This window comes from Nannocystis exedens, assembly GCF_002343915.1.
Classification (GTDB): domain Bacteria; phylum Myxococcota_A; class Polyangia; order Nannocystales; family Nannocystaceae; genus Nannocystis; species Nannocystis exedens.
On record NZ_NETK01000001.1, the window covers coordinates 9,654,519 to 9,670,568 of the forward strand.

Genomic DNA, 16,050 nt, shown 5'->3' on the forward strand with positions numbered 1-16,050 from the left:
GTCAGCGATTCCGTGGCCCGAATTGCAGGTCGAGGCCCAACGCGGTGCGCAGGCCCGCGCGGCCGCCGCGATAGACCTCCTGGTCGTCGCCGACGGTGAAGATCGGGCGGTTGAGGGCGACGAGGCCCTCGACGGCCAGCCACAGGCCGACAGGGCCGGCGACGCGCCAGCGCAGCGCCGGGCCGAGGAAGAGGCTGGCCCACGGCGCCCACCGCGGGCTGGGAGCGCGGACATCGAGGGCGACGCCGCGGATCGCCCCGATCTCGCCGCCGGCACACAGCAGGACGACGAGCGCCGGGTGGGGGCGCCAGGTCGGGCAGATCCGCACCACGCCGGCCAGGCGATCGAAACGGCCGCCGGGACGATCGCCGTCTCCGGCGAGGAGCCGCGCGGGCGCGCCGACGAGGCCGGCCTCGACGCGCAGGCGCGGCAGGGTGACGCCGCCGAACACGCCGGCGAGGCCGCCGACGCGGGGGAGGACGCCGACGTCGAGGCCGCCCTCGAGCCGGAGGTGACCGAGCACGGGCGGCGAGGCGGGGGGCTCGGGCCGGGGAGGGGCGGCCAGTTCGGCTGCCTCTTCGGCCATGTCCTCGGGGGCGAGCGGGCGCGCAGGCGCGAGCGGGGAGCGCGGGGGCGAGGGCGGTAGGGGCTGGCCGGCGGGGCGGGGGGTGGTCGCGGGGGCTCGCGCGTGAGCGAGGTCGGCGGGAGCGAGGGGTCGGGCGGCAGCTGCGGGGGGACCGGCCTCGCAGCGAGTTCGGCGGGGGAGAGGGGAGGTGTCCTGAGGGACAGATCGGCGTCGGACGGTGGGGTTTGAGATGTCCTGGGGGACAGGTCGGACGGCGGGGCCGGGCTCGGCGGCACACCGGGGGAGGACGGGGATGTCCTGGGGGACAGGTCGGACGGCGGGGCCGAGCCGGGCGGCGGGTCGGGGGGCGCGGGCGCGGATGTCCCGAGGGACAGGTCCGGCGGCGCGGGTGGGACGACGGCCGCGGCGGGCAGGCTGCGGGTGACGGCCAGCGGGTCGAGGTGGATGGCGATCAGGAGGGCGGCCGCTCGCGCCAGGAGCGGGCAACTCTCGGCACGGACGGTCCGGCGATCGTCAGGGCCCCGCCCGCGCAGCGCGAGCCGCAGCTCCCAGGTCGCGCCGACGCGCCCGACGACGGCGCGAGCGACGGCGCGGGCCGGCTCGGCGTCGCCGGTCGGCTGCCGCAAGAAGCCGGCGACCATGTCGAGGACAGCGCCGGCGTCGGGGCACTCGCGCGGGGCCTGCCAGGTCAGGTCGACCGGCGGCGCGGCAGTCGGTGCCGCGGCGGACGAGAGGCGAGCGAACACCAGCGCGGCGACGGCGAGCAAGCGAAGGTCCTGGCGCCCGTGATCGTGTCCGGGCCGACGAGGGGCGTCAACTGTCGGCGCTCGGACGGTCGCTGCCGCGCCGGCCCGGGTGCCGTCGATGCCAGGCGAGCGCGCCGCGCGGGGGCCGTGCGTCGCTCGCCCCGACGCGTGTCGCGGCCGTTCGCTCGCTCGGAGGCGCCACGGGACCGCGCTCGCGCCGGAGCGACGAGGGCTGCGCTCGAGCTCGCGGGCGCCGTGCGTCGCTCGCCGGTGACCGTCAGCGAGAGCAGCAGTGTTCCGGGCGAGGCGACGCGGATGGCCGATCGGGCATGTTCGAAAAGAAATGTCTTTTAAAACATGTCGTTCGAGGCATGTTTCAAGAGGAAGGGCGGGCGACCCGGCCCTGGCTACTTGCTCGGCTTGCGGCCGACCTCGAGGTTGTAGGCGGTGGTCGGATCGACGGCGCCGGGGGTGAGGAGGCCGAGGGTGACGAGCTGGTCGGCCAGGGTCTTCCAGCGGGCGGGGTCCATCCCGCCGATCGTGCCGCCCTCGGGAGCGGCCAGCGGCTTGAGGGCGGCGGCGCCCTTGGCCAGGATCTCGGGGCTGAGCTCGGTGTTACGGGCGCGGATCTCGGCGTTGGCGGCGCTCGGGTCGCGCAGGTACTGCTCCCACCCGCGGAGGGTCGCGGCGACGATCCGGGCGGCCAGCTCCGGGCGGCTGGCCAGGAGCGACTCGGAGCTGACGAGGACGCTGGCGTAGGGGTTGAAGCCGAGGTCGGCGACGAGGATGCAGCGGACCTTGGCGCCCTGCGACTCGGCGATGATCGGCTCGCTGAAGACGTAGGCCTGCTGGACGGACTTCGGGTCGAGCAGGAACGGGGCGACGCTGCCGCTGTACGGGACGATCTGGACCGCCTCGGGCCAGCGGTATTCGGCCCGCAGGAAGCTGGCGAACGGCTCGCGCACGCTCATCTGCACGCTGCCGCTCCGGAGATCCGCGAGGTCGGTGATGCCCGAGGCCTCGTGGACCATCATGCAGCGCGGGCTCTTTTGCAGGCCCGCGACCAGGGCGACCACCGGGGCGCCCTGGGCCCGCGCGAGCAGGATCTCGCTGGCGTCGGCGACGCCGAACTCGACCCGGCCCGCCGCCACCTGCGGCAGCACCGGCGCCTCCGGCCGCCCGGGCACGAGCTCGACGTCGAGGCCCTCTTCCTTGTAGTAGCCGTGGACGAGGGCGGCGAAGTAACCGCCGTGCTCGACCTCGGGGAACCAGTTGAGGGCGATCCGCACGCGCTGCGCGTCCTGCTCGCGGGCACAGGTGACGAGCAGCAAGCCGAGACAGGCGACGAACAGGCGGACGAGGGCGCCGAACCGCGGGCGCGGCGGGACCGGTCGGAGCGGAGCGCGCATGCCGGAAGCGTACACCCGAGCGGCGCGGACACACCAGCGGCCTCGACCGCGCGGAGGGGCGAAACGGAAAGAGATGTTCGCGCGGACATGACGAAATGGGCATGTCCTTTGGGCCATGTGACGAACGGGCCCGAGAGTCAGGCGGTGCGCTCCGGCTTCACGTGGGTCGCAGGCTCGGGCGGTCCGCGACTTCGGGAGGCCTCGCGGCCCGCGGCGCGGCTGGGTGCGACGCGGAGCGAGGAGCGGCCGGGGCAGCGGCTCGCGCCCCGGCGGAGGTGGGGCGCGCCGCGGAGCGCAGAGCGAGGTCGGGTCAGGTGACCGCCTCGGCTCGCGCCCTGGCGCGGGTGAGGCGAGCGCGGTGCGCGGTTCGGGTCAGGCGACCGGGATCGGCGGCGGGACGATGCTGTCGGGCCGGCCGCCGGCGATCTGCGCCCGGCTGTTCTCGATCTGCTCGTGCGGGATGCCGGGGGAGATCGCGCTCGCGGCGTCGAGGCGGGCGAGCTGGGCCGGCGAGAGCTCGAGGGCGAGCGCGGCGAGGGCGGCGTCGAGGTGCTGGCGGGTGCGTGGGCCGAGGATGGGGATCCGCGCGGTCGTCGAGCGGTCGGCGTGGGCCAGCGACCAGGCGAGGGCGACCTGGGTCGGGGCGACGCCGGCCTCCGCGGCGACGGCGACGACGGTGTCGAGGATCGCCGTCTCGCGCGCGGTCTTCTCGGTGTGGACCAGCATGCCGAGGCCGGTGAGGCGGCCCTCGTCGCCGGTGCGGTACTTGCCGGTGAGGAAGCCGCCGCCGAGCGGCGACCACAGGGCGGCGCCGAGCCCCAGCGCCTCAGCCATCGGCAGCAGCTCGCGCTCGCCGGTGCGCTCGACCAGGCTGTGCTCGAGCTGGATGCCCGCGAGCGGAGCCCAGCCGCGCAGCTCGGCGATCGCGTCGCCTCGCGCGACCCGCCAGGCGGGGAAGTTCGACAGGCCGCCGTAGAGGATCTTGCCGGCCCGCGCGAGGTCGTCGAGGCCGCGCACGATCTCCTCGATCGGGGTCAGGCCGTCGGGGAGGTGGACCCAGTACAGCTCGATGCGGTCGGTCCGGAGCCGGCGCAGGCTGGCCTCGATCGCGGCGAGCATGGTCTTGCGGCTGTTGCCGGTGCCGTGCAGGCCGCCGTCGACGCCGAGGGTGTACTTGCTGGCGACGACGAAGCGGTCGCGCCGGGCCGCGAGGAACTCGCCGAGCAGCTGCTCCGACTGGCCGACCTGATAGGTGTCGGCGGTGTCGATGAAGTTGCCGCCCGCCTCGGCGTAGGCGTCGAAGATCCGCCGGGCCTCCTCGGGCTCGCTGCCGTGACCCCAACCAGTGCCGAAGTTGCCGGTGCCGAGCGCGAGCTCGGAGACGCGTAAGCCTGTGTGACGACCGAATGTCCTGTACCGCATCGTGTGCTCCTGACGTGGGTTTTAGATTATGGTTGTAATATGGAATCGGCAAGGGACGGGCTCGTGAGCTCGGTGGAGTCGGCATGGGCAGATACGCGCGGCGGTGCTTGCGATCGGTCCGGCGTTCGTTCAATCATTGAACGCATGGAGATTCGTCCGTCCCCATTGGTCGTGGCCAGCCTCGCCGTGTTCGCGGTGTTCCTCGACACGACGGTGCTGTTCGTGGCGTTCCCGTCGATCGCGGCGACGTTCCCGGCGGCGCCGACGGCCGAGCTGTCGTGGGTGCTGAACGCGTACACGATCGTGTTCGCGGCGGCGCTGGTGCCGTTCGGGCGGCTGGCCGATCGCTGGGGCCATCGGGCGACGTTCCTCGCCGGGTCGGTCGCGTTCACGCTGGCGTCGCTGCTGTGCGCGGTGGCGCCGACGCCGGCGCTGCTGGTGGCCGCGCGCGTGCTGCAAGCGGCGGGTGGCGCGGCGCTGGTGCCGTCGTCGCTGGCGCTGGTGATGCGAGCGACGCCGCGCGAGAAGCTGCCGGTGGCGCTGGCGGTGTGGGGCGCGACGGGGGCGGTGGCCGGCGCGGTCGGGCCGACGCTGGGCGCGGCGCTGATCGAGGCCTGCGGCTGGCGCTGGGTGTTCGTCATCAACCTGCCGGTCGGGCTGGTGACGGTGCTGCTCGGGCGCCGGCGACTGGCCGAGTCGCGCGATCCGGACAGCGTGCTGCCGGCGCCGCTCGGGGTGGTGCTGCTGGTGATCGCGGCGGTGCTGGTGACGCTGGCGCTGGTGCTCGGCGAGTCGTGGGGCTGGGCGGCGCCGAAGACGGCTGCGACGCTGGTGGCCGGGCTGGCGACGCTGGCGGCGTTCGTGATCCATCAGGCGCGCACGCGGGCGCCGACGATCGATCCGTCGCTGTTCGCGGCGAAGAACTTCCGCTGGGCCAACGCGGCGACGCTGACCTTCGGCGCGGCCTTCACGGCGATGTTCCTGGCCAGCGTCCTGTTCCTCACCGCGGTGTGGGGCTGGTCGATCCTCGCGGCGGGCTTCGGCGTCGCGCCCGGGCCGCTGCTGGTGGCCGCGTTGTCGCCGCGGTTCGGGCGGCTGGCGGCGCGGATCGGCCAGCGGCCGCTGCTCGTCGCCGGCGGGCTGGCGTTCGCGCTCGGCGGGCTGTGGCGGCTGATGATGTTGTCGGCCGAGGTCGACTACGCAATCGATTACCTGCCGTCGATGCTGCTGACCGGGACGGGGGTGGCGCTGTGCCTGCCGCAGCTGTCGAGCGTGGTCGGCCAGGCGCTGCCGCCGAACCGGCTCGGGGTCGGCGGGGCGGTCCATCAGGCGCTGCGGCAGTTCGCGGGGACGCTCGGGGTGGCGCTGGCGATCGGGCTGACGGCCGGGGCGAGCGGGCCGGCCGACGCGCTGGCGCGGTTCGACCGGGTGTGGTGGGTGATGATCGCCGGCGGAGTGGCGACGGCGCTGTGCTCCTTGCCCCTTCGGACAGGTCCGGCCCGGGCGTGATACAAGGAGCCCCGTGCGGCGCAAACGACTCGACCGGATGCAGTGCTCGATCGCGCGAGCGCTCGACGTCGTCGGCGATCCGTGGACGCTGCTGATCGTGCGCGACGCGCTGCTCGGGGTGACCCGCTTCGAGGCGTTCCAGGCGCGGCTGCAGATCCCGCGGGCGACGCTGACGGCCCGCCTGGCGCACCTGGTCGACGCGGGGATCCTCGAGCGCCGGTCCTACCAGGACCACCCGCCGCGCGAGGAGTACGTGCCGACGGCGAAGGGCCGCGGGCTGCGGCCGGTGATCGTCACGCTGATGCAGTGGGGCGACGAGTTCGCCCGCGACGACCCGCCGCCGACCCACCTCGAGGACGCGAGCACGGGCCTGAAGATCGAGCCGACGCTGGTCGACCGCGTCAGCGGGGCGCCGCTGACGGCGCTGCGGGTGCGCGCGGTCGGGCCGCTGGTGCCGCGGCGCGGGTGAAGGCGGGAGCTCGAAGGGGCATGTCCGGAGGATAGGTCCTTCGGGCATGGCGGATCGAGCATGCTCGAAGGGTCAGTGGACGGCGAGCTCGCGGCCGCGCCAGCGGCGGAGGGCGAGCTCGCCGAGCAGGGCGACGGCGCCGAACAGCAACAGGCCGAGCAGGGTGGCGGCGAAGATCGCCGCGAACAGGTAGGCGGTCTGCAGGCGGCCGGAGGTCTGGAGGATCAGGGCGCCGAGGCCGAGGTCGTCGGCGCCGAAGCCGGCGAAGAACTCGCCGACGATGGCGCCGATGACGGCGAGGCCGCCGCTGATCTTGGCGCCGGCGACGAAGTAGGGCAGCGAGCCGGGCAGGCGCAGCTTGAGCAGCAGCTGCAGGCGCGAAGCGTCGCTCATGGCGAACAGCTCGAGCAGCTGCGGGTCGACGCGGACGAGGCCGGTGGTGCCGTTGGTGATGATCGGGAAGACGCTGAGGATCGCGGCGGTGAGGATCACGCTCTGCAGGCCGGTGCCGAACCACACCACGATCAGCGGGGCGACGGCGACGATCGGGACGGTCTGCAGGAAGATCGCGTAGGGGTAGAGGCTGCGCGCCGCGACCTGGGACTGCGAGAAGAGGACCGCGACCAGGCCGCCGACGACGAGGCTGGCCCCGAGGCCGCCGAGCGCGCCGAGGGCGGTGAGCAGCGCGGCCTCGGCGAGCTGGTCGAGGTGGGCCGCCGCCTCGCGCGCGACCTCGGCCGGGGTGGGCACGAGGTACGCCGGCAGCGCCAGCACGCTGCAGGCGAGCTGCCACAGGCCGAGGAAGGCGAGGAAGACGAGGAGCGGCGGGAGGGCGGCGCGGGCGGCCGATGCGAGGGACATGCGCGGGTGTCGAGGTGGGATGTCGGGGAGCGGAGCGCGCTGGACGGTCGGGAGGCAGAAGCGCGAAGAGACAGGTGCGAAGGAACAGGCGCGAAAAGACAGGGTCGAAAGGTCAGGTCCGTGCGAGCAGGTCCGAAGGGTCAGGCGGGGCGGCGGCGCGCAGGCGGGCGCGGACCTCGGCGGCGATCGCCGCGAACTCGGGGCTGCCGACCAGGGCGGCCCGGCGCGGGCGCGGCAGAGCGACGGCGATGTCGGCGACGACCCGGCCGGGGCGGCCGGACAGGACGACGACGCGGTCGCCGAGCAAGACGGCCTCGGCGACGCTGTGGGTGACGGCCAGGGCGGTGAAGCGGTCGCGCTCCCACAGGCGCAGCAGCTCGTCGTTGAGCCGCTCGCGGGTGAGCTCGTCGAGGGCGCCGAACGGCTCGTCGAGGAGCAGCAGCTCGGGTCGGGTGACGAGCGCGCGGGCCAGCGAGGCCCGCATCTTCATGCCGCCGGACAGGGCGGCCGGGGCGGCGGCGGCGAACTCCGACAGACCGACGAGCGCGAGGGCGGCGTCGGCGGCGGCGTTCTGCTCGGCGAGGGGGACGCGCGCCAGCTCGAGCGGGAGCCGCACGTTTTGGTGCAGGCTGCGCCACGGGAGCAAGGTCGGATCCTGAAACACGAAGGCGACGGCGCGGCGGGCCCGGGCCCGCGCGGGCGCCTCGCCGGCGACGGTGAGCCCGCCCTCGCTGGGCGGCGCGAGGCCGGCGGCGACGCGCAGGAGGGTCGACTTGCCGCAGCCGGAAGGGCCGATGAGGGCGAGCAGCTCGCCGCGGCGGACGACGAGGTCGAGGCCGCTCAGAGCCTGCACGCCGCCCGGGAAGCGCACGCCGAGGCCGCGAGCCTCGAGGTGCGGGGCGGGGGCCGGATCGGTCACGCGTGGGACGCTAACACAGCGGCCGGCGGCGCGTCGCGGGGCCGGCGCGACGACTCCGAGCTGCGCTGCGGGCAGCCGGAGCGGCGCAGGCTCGCCCGCGCCCGCGGGCGGCCGGCGGCGCGCTAGGCCTTGCGGGGGCGCGTGCGGCGGGCGCGGGCGGGCTTGGCCGGGGCGCGGGAGCCGGCTCGGGCGCGGCCTCGGGCTCGGCTGCCTCTTCGGGCATGTCCTCGAGGTCAGGTGCTTCCGGACCTGTCGCCTGGGACATGTCCTCAGCGTCCTCCTCGGCCTCGGCCTCGGCCTCGGCTTCGGGCTGGGCCGGTTCGAGGCCGCTGCTGCGGAGGGTGCGGGGCGGCAGCAGCTCGGGCTCGCTGACGACCTTCTTGGCCAGGAAGATGGCGGCGTCGATCTGCGAGAAGCTGCGGGCGCGGTAGAACTGGAGCGCGCGCTTGTTGTTGGCGGCGACCTCGAGCACGAGGTGGGTGCAGCCGCGCACGCGGGCGAGGTGCTCGAGCTGCTCGATGACGAAGCTGCCGATCCCGCGGCCCTGGAAGTCGGGGTGGATGGCGATCTCTTCGACGAACAGCGGGCGCATGTCGCGGCTCTCGAAGTAGCGCTCGTTGATCCAATTGTCGGAGCCGATGACCTCGTAGGCGCACTCGGCGTAGCCGACGATCACGGGGGCGTCGCCCTCGTGGATCTCGAACAGCAGCTGCTCGATGCCCTCCTCCTCGTAGATCTCGAGGAAGCGGGTCTTGGTGCGGGGGCGCTGGTACTCGACGGTCTCGCGGTTGACCGAGCGGAACACGCGCTTGAGGAACTCCCACACCTTGTTGAGGTCGCGGCGGTGGATCCGGCGGACACGGATGGTCGGCTCCGTGACGGCGGGCGCAGGCTTGCGGGAGGCCACGCCCGAAGTCTAGCACCGGCCGGGGGGCGCTCGTCCGCCTTGCGGGCACGCGGATGCGCGTGGCATGCTCGGCCGATGCGTCCCCGCGCCGCCGCGTCCGCTGCCGAGCCTGCGCGCCGGCGTGGTCCACGTCGCAGCGCGGGCCTGCGCCGGCTCGGGCTCGGGTGCGTGGCCGTCGCGCTCGCTTGCGGGCCGGGCGAGCAGAAGCCGCAGAAGGCCGAGGCGAACCCGAACATGCCCGACCGCGTGCACGCGCCTGCGCCCGCGCCGCGCCGGCCGGAAATCACCGACTGCCCCGAGGCGCTGCGCGAGCCGGAGCAGGTCGACCGGGTGATCGGCTCGGCCTGCAAGGCGGTGACGGTCCACCCGGGCTACCGCATCGAGAACGGCTCGCTGACGATCGAGGCCGGCGTCACGCTGCAGTTCATGCCCGGCGCCGAGCTGGCGGTCGGCTTCGAGCGCCCGGCCGCGCTCCACGTGCGCGGCACGCCCGAGTCGCCGGTCCGCTTCACGGCGGCGGGCGAGCAGGCCAAGCCGGGGGCGTGGAAGGGGATCGCGCTGTACGACCACGCCGACGGCTCGGAGATCGCCGGGCTCGTGCTCGAGTACGCCGGCACCGACCTGCGCGGGGCGATCTACGTGCAGGCGACCGACGTCAAGATCGACCGCTCGACGGTGCGCGACAGCCAGAACGTGGCGGTCCACGTCACGTCCAAGGGCCACCTCAGCAGCTTCAAGGGCAACCGGCTCGAGCGCGTGAGCTCGCCGGCGCTGCTGCTGCCGGCCCGCTCGGCGGGGTCGGTGACGCCCGACAACACGTTCCCGCCCGACTCGGTGATCCACGTGCTCGGCGGGATGATCCGCGAGCGCGCCCGCTGGGACGTGCCGAAGGTGCCGTTCGTGATCGGCGGGGTGATCGAGATCGAGGGCCCCGACGACAAGCACGAGGCGTTGCTCGAGCTGGCTCCGGGGACAGTCCTCAAGTTCGACGACGACGCCTACTTCACCGTCGGCTACGACCACCCGGCGGCGCTGATCGCCGAGGCGGCCGGCAAGGAGCCGATCGTGCTGACGTCGGCGACGCGGCAGACGGCGCACGCGTGGCGCGGGGTCAACCTGTACCGCTCGGCCACCGCGAGCTTCAGCAACGTGGTGTTCGAGTACGGCGGCCAGCGCTCCGACCGCGGGGTGGTGTACGCGAACAACGAGGCGCGCCTCAGCGTGAAGGGCTGCACGTTCCACGACAACGGCGGCGGGGTGACGCTGCAGGGCGCGAACGTCCGCCTCGGCGAGTTCCGCGACAACACGTTCGAGCGCTCGCACCCGGCCTTCGACGTGAGCCCGCAGCTCTACGGGATGATCCCGCCCGAGAACAAGCTCGACGCCGAGACGACGGTGCAAGTCGAGGGCGGCGAGATCGGCAAGGACGCGGTCTGGCACGACTTCGGGGTGCCGATCGAGGTCAAGCGCCCGGTCTCGGTCGACGGCGAGGCGACGCTGACGATCCGCGCGGGGGCGAAGCTCCGCGTCCACGACGGCTTCTCGCTCGGGGTCGGCGAGTACGGCGGCGGCAGCCTGCGCGTCGAGGGCACGGCGGACAAGCCGGTGCAGATCTTCGGCGTCACCGACCGCCGCGGCACCTGGGACGCGATCCGCCTGTACGAGAAGGCCCGCGGCAACGTGTTCGAGCACGTCCAGCTGCGCAACGCCGGCGGCGAGGGGGCGATCAACGTCGCCATCGGGGTCGACGCGGTGGTCCGCGACGTGTCCTGCGTGCGCTGCTTCAGCCCGACGCTGACGTGGGCCTGCGGCTCGCGCGTGACGTCCGAGCGGGTCGCGGGCGGCGCGGAGACGCCGGCGGCCACGCTGCCGCCGTTCGGCTGCGACCCGGCGTAGGGGGCCCGCCGCGCGCGTGGGGGGCTTTCCCGGCGATCGCGGGTCGCAACGCGCTGCTGCCAGGCCCTGCGATGGTCACGAAGGGCCTGGCGCGTCAGGCTAATTCAACAAGAGGTGATATTTCATCCATTGTGGCGGGTATTGAACCTTAGAAGTACATATGTGATCCATTGTTGGCTGCGATGGGCGGGCGCGCGTGGCCGGCAGGCGCGGCGTCAGCGCTCGGCAGGGCATGTCGCATCCGACATGTCGCCGAAAACATGTTCTTTGAGGCATGCTCCGAAGAGCATGTTCTCTCGTTCATGGCTTCGCCGGCGGCTTGGCCCGGGGCACCCCGCGGACCAGGAGGCGCTCGCTGGCGGCGAGCTGGCGGGCGAAGCTGGCGCCGGCGCTGCGGTAGAACGCGAGCGCGGCGCCGAGGTGCGGGCGGGCGGCGGCGACGGCCGGCGGCGTGGCGGACAGCATCGCCTCGGCGAGGGTGCGGTGGGCGCGAGCGAGGCGCGGGGCCCAGTGCGGGTCGTCGGCGGCGAGGACGGTGAGCTCGGCGACGGCGGCGGCCAGCGGCACGCGGGCCTCGAGCGGCCGGCCGCGCACGAGCAAGTTCTGGCCGAGGACGAGGCGCAGCTCGGCGATCTCCTCGCTCGACCAGGTGGCGTCCGGCATGCGCCCGAGCGTGGCCTGGAGGTGCTCGACGGCGGTGTTGTCGTCGACCGGGCCGGCGAGGCCGCGGTAGCCGGCGAGGAGGGTGGCCTCGGGGCCGAACAGCCGCGTGCCCGACATCTCCGACAGCTCGGCGGCGGCGCGGAAGACCGAGGCGGCGTCGTCGTCGTCGCCGATCTCGGTGGCGGCGCGGCCGAGGTGGAACAGGCACCGCGTGCGCCGCACGAGGTCGTCGGGCAAGAACCGCTCGAGGGCGACGCAGCCGGTCTGGAGGATCGTCCACGCCTCGCCCGGCTCGGCGAGCTGGGCGGCGGTGATCCGCGCCTCGATGGTGGCCGGGTGGACGACGCCGAGCTCGGCGTCGAAGATCTCGAGCGCGCGCGCGAGGAGGTCGTCGCGCGCGGCGCCCGGCTCGGTGACGGCGGCGAGGTTGAGCAGGGTGTAGCCGACGTCGCGGTGGCCGGCCGACAGCGCGGCCTGGCGCACGCTCAGGGCCTCGGTGAAGTAGCGCCGCGCCTCGGCCGCGTTGCGCTGGGCGAGGTGGGCGACGCCGAGGTTGTGCAGCACGAGGCCGCGCAGAGCCTCGGGGGCCGCGCCGCGCGAGGCGAGGGCGAGGGCGAGGGGCTCGTCGGCGAGGGCGCGGCCGACCATCTCGGGGCGCCGACTGGCGGCGACGATCCGCAAGGCCACGGCCTCGGCCGCGATCGCGTCGCCGCGCGACTCGATGCCGCTGCGCATGGCCCGGGTCAGCCACTCGAGCTCCTGCCCGGTCTCCTCGGAGGTGTTGAGCGAGAGCCGCCCGCGCAGCAGCGCGACCTCGGCCCGCAGCGGGGCGTAGCCGATCTGCTCGGCGGCGGCCTCGATGTCGGCAGCCTCGTCGACGGCGTCGTGGATCCGCCCGAGCTTGGCCAGCGCCTCGGCCCGCGCCATGTGGTTGCGCAGGTCGGCGACGCGCTCGCCCAGCTCGGCGTCGTCGGGCGCCGGCGGCTCGGCCTTGAGGAAGGCGAGGTCGTGACAGGACGAGGGCGGCACGAGATCGCTGGCGGCGGCGAGCGCCCGCGGGGCCATGTCCATGTCGGCGATCGACAGCGCCTTGACGGTCTCGTCGAAGGCGTCGCGCCGGCGGTCGAGGCAGCGGCGCTGGCGATCGAGCAGGGCCTCGGTGTAGCGGCCCTGGTGCTCGGCGAGGCAGGTGTCGCGGTGATTTTCGCCCCACGCGGCGGCGAAGCGATCGAGCTTGTCGGCGACCCGGGGCCACAGGACGGCGGCGTAGTGCGGCGCCGCGTCGCGCAGGGCGGTGGCGACGGCGTTGCGCTGGGCGGGACCCCAGACGCGGGCGATGTCGGCGTCGGCGTCGGCGCACGGCGACTCGGCGGCGGCCTCGGGCACGACGGCGAGGCCGGCGGCGCCGGCGGTGAGGGCCAGCGCCACGGCGGCGCCGACGAACCGCCAGGTCCGCCCGCGCGACGGCGCGAGCGCGCCGAGCAGCGCCTCCATCGACGGGTAGCGGTCGCGCGGCTCGGTCTTGAGGCCGCGCATGAGCGCGGCGAGCAGCCACGCGGGCACGCCGTGGTTGCGCGGCGGCGGCCGCAGGTGGCCGTTGGTGATCGCGTGCGAGAGCGCGAGGATGTCGTTGCCGGCGAACGGCGGCAGGCCGAACAGCGCCTCGTAGAGGGCGACGCAGAAGCTGAACTGATCGGAGGCGGGCTCCGCCGGGCCCCCGCGCCAGCGCTCGGGCGCGAGGTAGGCCGGCGTGCCGAGGATGTCGTCCTCGTCCTCGCCGGAGACGCGCACGCGCATGCTCTGGCTGGCGCCTCCGCCCGAGAGCTCGAGCAGGCTCGGACGATCGGGCGTGGCCCGCACGAGCCCGAAGTCGAGGACGCAGGCGCGACCGGTGGCGTCGATCATGACGTTGCCGGGCTTGAAGTCGCGGTGCAGGAGGCCGACCTCGTGGGCCGCGGCGAGGCCCCGCGCGGCCTGGGTGAAGACGTCGTGGATCTCGCGCCAGGTCCGCGGCCCGGCGGCCAGCCAGGCCGGCAGCGCGGCGCCGCGGATCAGCTCCATGGCGACGTAGACCTGGCCCTTGACGACCCCGGCCTCGAGCACGGTGATGACATTGGGATGGCTCACCCCGGCCATCGCCTGGGCCTCGCGCAGCAGCCGAATCTGGCCCTTCGACCCGGTGTCGGGCAGGACCTTGATGGCGACCTTGCGGTCGAGGAGCTCGTCGTAGGCGGCGTAGACGACCGCCGTTCCGCCGCCGAGGCGCTCGAGGATGGTGAACCGACCGAGCCGCGGAGGCAGGGTCGCAGGGACCGAGATCGCGACACCAGGCAGCGACTGCGTGATGTCCACCGAGATCCCCGACGCGTCCGTATCGGGAATGATGACGCTCATGGGACTCGTCCAGTCTTGCACCGACCCGCACACACGCCCCAGCCGCGGCGCCCCGAGGCCGATGCGGCGCGCTCAAGCGGCGACCCCGGCCGATCGCGCGTGTCCGCCCGACCGCGACGCGCAGCGGGCGCTAGCCGTAACCTGTCCCAAAGTTCTAAAAAATGCCGCGACGGCGGAACGCCGGCAGAAGCGCGCGCAAGGCGGTCAAACCGCCGTTCTGGGTGTTCCGTCGGAGGCTCGCCCGTGTGCGCCGGATCAACGATCGAGCGCTCGCCGAGGCGGCGGGGACCGGCATTCGAGAGGCCGTACTGTGCATATACGGGATCGTGGCCCGTACGAAAAACGGAGGCGGATCACGGCCGCCGCGCGGCCGCGAATGGACATTGTGCAGTGCGCCACGCACGATCGGGCGCGGCGGTCGAGCTCGCTTCGCCGCGGGCGCGGAGGCGCGGCCGAAGCGGCCGGCAAAGCCCTGGCCGGGGTCGCCGCGGCGCCGGTCGAGGACCGCCGCCGCGAACGCGCGGCGCAGGTCGCATCGGCGTGGCCGGCGTCACGCGCCGACGAGCGAGCGGGCGGCCGCTCGTCGCGCGAGGATCGGCGCGGGCGTCGTCGGGGAAGTGATGATATGTCTCTCGGGACAGGTGGATGGCTCGCCGCGATCGCGACCGCGGCGACGGAGCCGGCGATCACGCGCGGCCCGGCGGCGACCGAAGTTCGGCGGCGGGTCGACGATCGTGGCGCGAGCGGCGAGGAATTCGCGGTCGGCGCCGGCGACGGGGCGAGCGTTCGCCGGAGCCGCGGCCGCGGGGGCGAAGTCCAGCGCCCGAGCCCGCGAGGTCGAGGCGCGAACGCGGGTCGCGACCGCGAGGACCCGCAGGCCCCGCGGGCGACGCGGGGGGCTCGTGCGAGCATTTTGGCGCGGGCCCCGGATTGCGCGCGGCGGCGGCAACGGGCACCTTCGGCCCGGATGTCGACGATCACCGACGGCCCCGCGAAGACCCCGTCCCGCGCCCGCGTGCTGCGGGGGCGCCTCTTGTGCCCCGATCCGCGGCAGGCGAAGATCGAGCGGATCGCCGACGGGCTGCTGACGATCGGCGAGGACGGCCGGATCGCCTCGATCGCGCCGGCGCCGGAGGATTGTCCCTTGCCGCAGTCGTACCCGGGGGCGGTGATCCTGCCGGGCTTCGTCGACGCGCACGTGCACTTCCCGCAGACGCGGGTGATCGGCAGCGCCAGCGGGCCGCTGCTCCGCTGGCTCGAGCGCACGGTGTTCCCCGAGGAGCAGCGGTTCAACAACGTGCGCTACGCGGCCGCGGTGGCGTGGGAGTTCTGCGAGGCGCTGATCCGCCAGGGCACCACGTGCGCGGCGATCTACGCCTCGAGCCACGAGGCCGCCACCGACGTGCTGTTCCAGGAGCTGAGCCGCTGCGGGCTGCGGGCGCTGGTCGGCATGACGCTGATGGACCGCGGGGCGCCGCCGGGGCTGTTGGTCGGGGCCGACGAGGCGATCGCCGGCTGCGAGCGGCTGATCGCGCGCTGGCACGGCCACGACGGCCGGCTCGGGTTCTGCGTCACCCCGCGGTTCGCCCTCAGCTGCACGCCGGAGCTGCTGCGCGCGGCCGGGCGGCTGGCCGAGGCGCACGGCTTACATGTCCAGACGCACCTGTCCGAAAATACCGATGAGCTGCGGCACACGGCGGCGGCGTTCCCGTCGGCGCGCGATTACCTCGGCGTGTACGAATCGCACGGGCTCAGCGGGCCGCGCTCGTTGTTCGCGCACTGCGTTCATTTGTCCGACGGCGAGTGGGATCGTTTGGCGGCGGCCGGCGGGGCGGTGGCGCATTGCCCGGACAGCAACTTCTTCCTCGGGAGCGGCTGCATGCGCCTGCGGGCGGCGACCGGGCGGAACATCCGCGTCGGGCTCGGCACCGACGTCGGCGCCGGGCGCAGCTTCTCGCTGCGTCAGGTGGTCGCCAGCGCCTACGACGCGAGCCTCATCGCGGGGGCGCCGGCGACGGCCGAGGAGCTGTTGTGGCTGGCGACCCGCGGCGGAGCTTGCGCGCTGGGGATGGCGGCCGAGCTCGGTTGCCTGCAGGCCGGCTACTCGGCCGACCTGGCGGTGATCGACGCGCCCGAGATCGCGGCCGCCGACGGGCTGTTCGACGCGCTGGCGTTCCGGCGCGACGCGGCGCCCGCCCGCGCGGTGTTCGTCCGCGGGGCGCTGCTGCGCGGGGCGGTCGCTGCCGGTCCCGAGGTGGTGTAAACCGGG

Annotated in this window: 11 protein-coding genes; 4 read left to right on the forward strand and 7 right to left on the reverse strand. The window is 74.4% G+C overall.

Annotated elements, in window-relative coordinates:
• Position 1 precedes the first annotated feature (1 nt).
• The 3 genes from NAEX_RS37670 to NAEX_RS37680 all read right to left on the reverse strand — a co-directional run bounded on the left by NAEX_RS37670 (position 2) and on the right by NAEX_RS37680 (position 4,163).
• Positions 2-586: a hypothetical protein gene (locus tag NAEX_RS37670; RefSeq protein ID WP_143825704.1), complete on the reverse strand. Its 585-nt coding sequence runs from the start codon at positions 584-586 to the stop codon at positions 2-4.
• A gap of 1,153 nt (positions 587-1,739) precedes the next feature.
• Positions 1,740-2,741: an ABC transporter substrate-binding protein gene (locus NAEX_RS37675; RefSeq protein WP_170136338.1), complete on the reverse strand. Its 1,002-nt coding sequence runs from the start codon at positions 2,739-2,741 to the stop codon at positions 1,740-1,742.
• A 372-nt stretch (positions 2,742-3,113) separates the two neighbouring features.
• Positions 3,114-4,163 carry an aldo/keto reductase gene (locus NAEX_RS37680; protein WP_096332302.1) on the reverse strand — a complete coding sequence of 350 codons (1,050 nt, stop codon included), beginning with the start codon at positions 4,161-4,163 and terminating at the stop codon, positions 3,114-3,116.
• Positions 4,164-4,307: 144 nt separating this feature from the next.
• Here NAEX_RS37680 and NAEX_RS37685 point away from each other — a divergent pair, with 144 nt between their 5' ends.
• Both NAEX_RS37685 and NAEX_RS37690 read left to right on the forward strand, forming a co-directional pair.
• On the forward strand, positions 4,308-5,672 hold the full coding sequence (locus tag NAEX_RS37685; RefSeq protein WP_096332303.1) for a DHA2 family efflux MFS transporter permease subunit: 1,365 nt from the start codon (positions 4,308-4,310) through the stop codon (positions 5,670-5,672).
• 13 nt (positions 5,673-5,685) lie between these two features.
• A complete protein-coding gene (locus tag NAEX_RS37690) occupies positions 5,686-6,141 on the forward strand; it encodes a winged helix-turn-helix transcriptional regulator (RefSeq protein WP_096332304.1) in 456 nt (151 codons plus the stop codon).
• Positions 6,142-6,213: 72 nt separating this feature from the next.
• On the opposite strand, the gene NAEX_RS37695 is transcribed toward NAEX_RS37690, so the two are convergent.
• The 3 genes from NAEX_RS37695 to NAEX_RS53370 form a co-directional block, all read right to left on the reverse strand.
• Positions 6,214-7,002: an ABC transporter permease gene (locus tag NAEX_RS37695; protein ID WP_096332305.1), complete on the reverse strand. Its 789-nt coding sequence runs from the start codon at positions 7,000-7,002 to the stop codon at positions 6,214-6,216.
• 112 nt (positions 7,003-7,114) lie between these two features.
• Positions 7,115-7,921: an ABC transporter ATP-binding protein gene (locus tag NAEX_RS37700; RefSeq protein WP_096332306.1), complete on the reverse strand. Its 807-nt coding sequence runs from the start codon at positions 7,919-7,921 to the stop codon at positions 7,115-7,117.
• A gap of 10 nt (positions 7,922-7,931) precedes the next feature.
• Entirely contained in the window at positions 7,932-8,828 is an 897-nt protein-coding gene (locus NAEX_RS53370) for a GNAT family N-acetyltransferase (protein ID WP_245913890.1), read from the reverse strand.
• Positions 8,829-8,996: 168 nt separating this feature from the next.
• Here NAEX_RS53370 and NAEX_RS37710 point away from each other — a divergent pair, with 168 nt between their 5' ends.
• Complete coding sequence (locus NAEX_RS37710; protein ID WP_096332307.1) at positions 8,997-10,724, forward strand: right-handed parallel beta-helix repeat-containing protein; 1,728 nt, start codon at positions 8,997-8,999, stop codon at positions 10,722-10,724.
• Between the two features lie 300 nt (positions 10,725-11,024).
• On the opposite strand, the gene NAEX_RS37715 is transcribed toward NAEX_RS37710, so the two are convergent.
• Complete coding sequence (locus NAEX_RS37715; RefSeq protein ID WP_096332308.1) at positions 11,025-13,781, reverse strand: serine/threonine-protein kinase; 2,757 nt, start codon at positions 13,779-13,781, stop codon at positions 11,025-11,027.
• A gap of 967 nt (positions 13,782-14,748) precedes the next feature.
• Between NAEX_RS37715 and guaD the strand changes: the two genes are divergently transcribed.
• Entirely contained in the window at positions 14,749-16,044 is a 1,296-nt protein-coding gene (gene guaD, locus NAEX_RS51340) for a guanine deaminase (RefSeq protein ID WP_170136339.1), read from the forward strand.
• The last annotated feature ends 6 nt before the right edge of the window (positions 16,045-16,050 follow it).

What these genes read in the sequence shown, in the direction of transcription:
- NAEX_RS37670 (WP_143825704.1), bottom strand. Translation starts at nt 586, where the DNA reads ATGGCCGAAGAGGCAGCCGAACTGGCCGCCCCTCCCCGGCCCGAGCCC.
- NAEX_RS37675 (WP_170136338.1), bottom strand. Translation starts at nt 2,741, where the DNA reads ATGCGCGCTCCGCTCCGACCGGTCCCGCCGCGCCCGCGGTTCGGCGCC.
- NAEX_RS37680 (WP_096332302.1), bottom strand. Translation starts at nt 4,163, where the DNA reads ATGCGGTACAGGACATTCGGTCGTCACACAGGCTTACGCGTCTCCGAG.
- NAEX_RS37685 (WP_096332303.1), top strand. Translation starts at nt 4,308, where the DNA reads ATGGAGATTCGTCCGTCCCCATTGGTCGTGGCCAGCCTCGCCGTGTTC.
- NAEX_RS37695 (WP_096332305.1), bottom strand. Translation starts at nt 7,002, where the DNA reads ATGTCCCTCGCATCGGCCGCCCGCGCCGCCCTCCCGCCGCTCCTCGTC.
- NAEX_RS37715 (WP_096332308.1), bottom strand. Translation starts at nt 13,781, where the DNA reads ATGAGCGTCATCATTCCCGATACGGACGCGTCGGGGATCTCGGTGGAC.
- guaD (WP_170136339.1), top strand. Translation starts at nt 14,749, where the DNA reads ATGTCGACGATCACCGACGGCCCCGCGAAGACCCCGTCCCGCGCCCGC.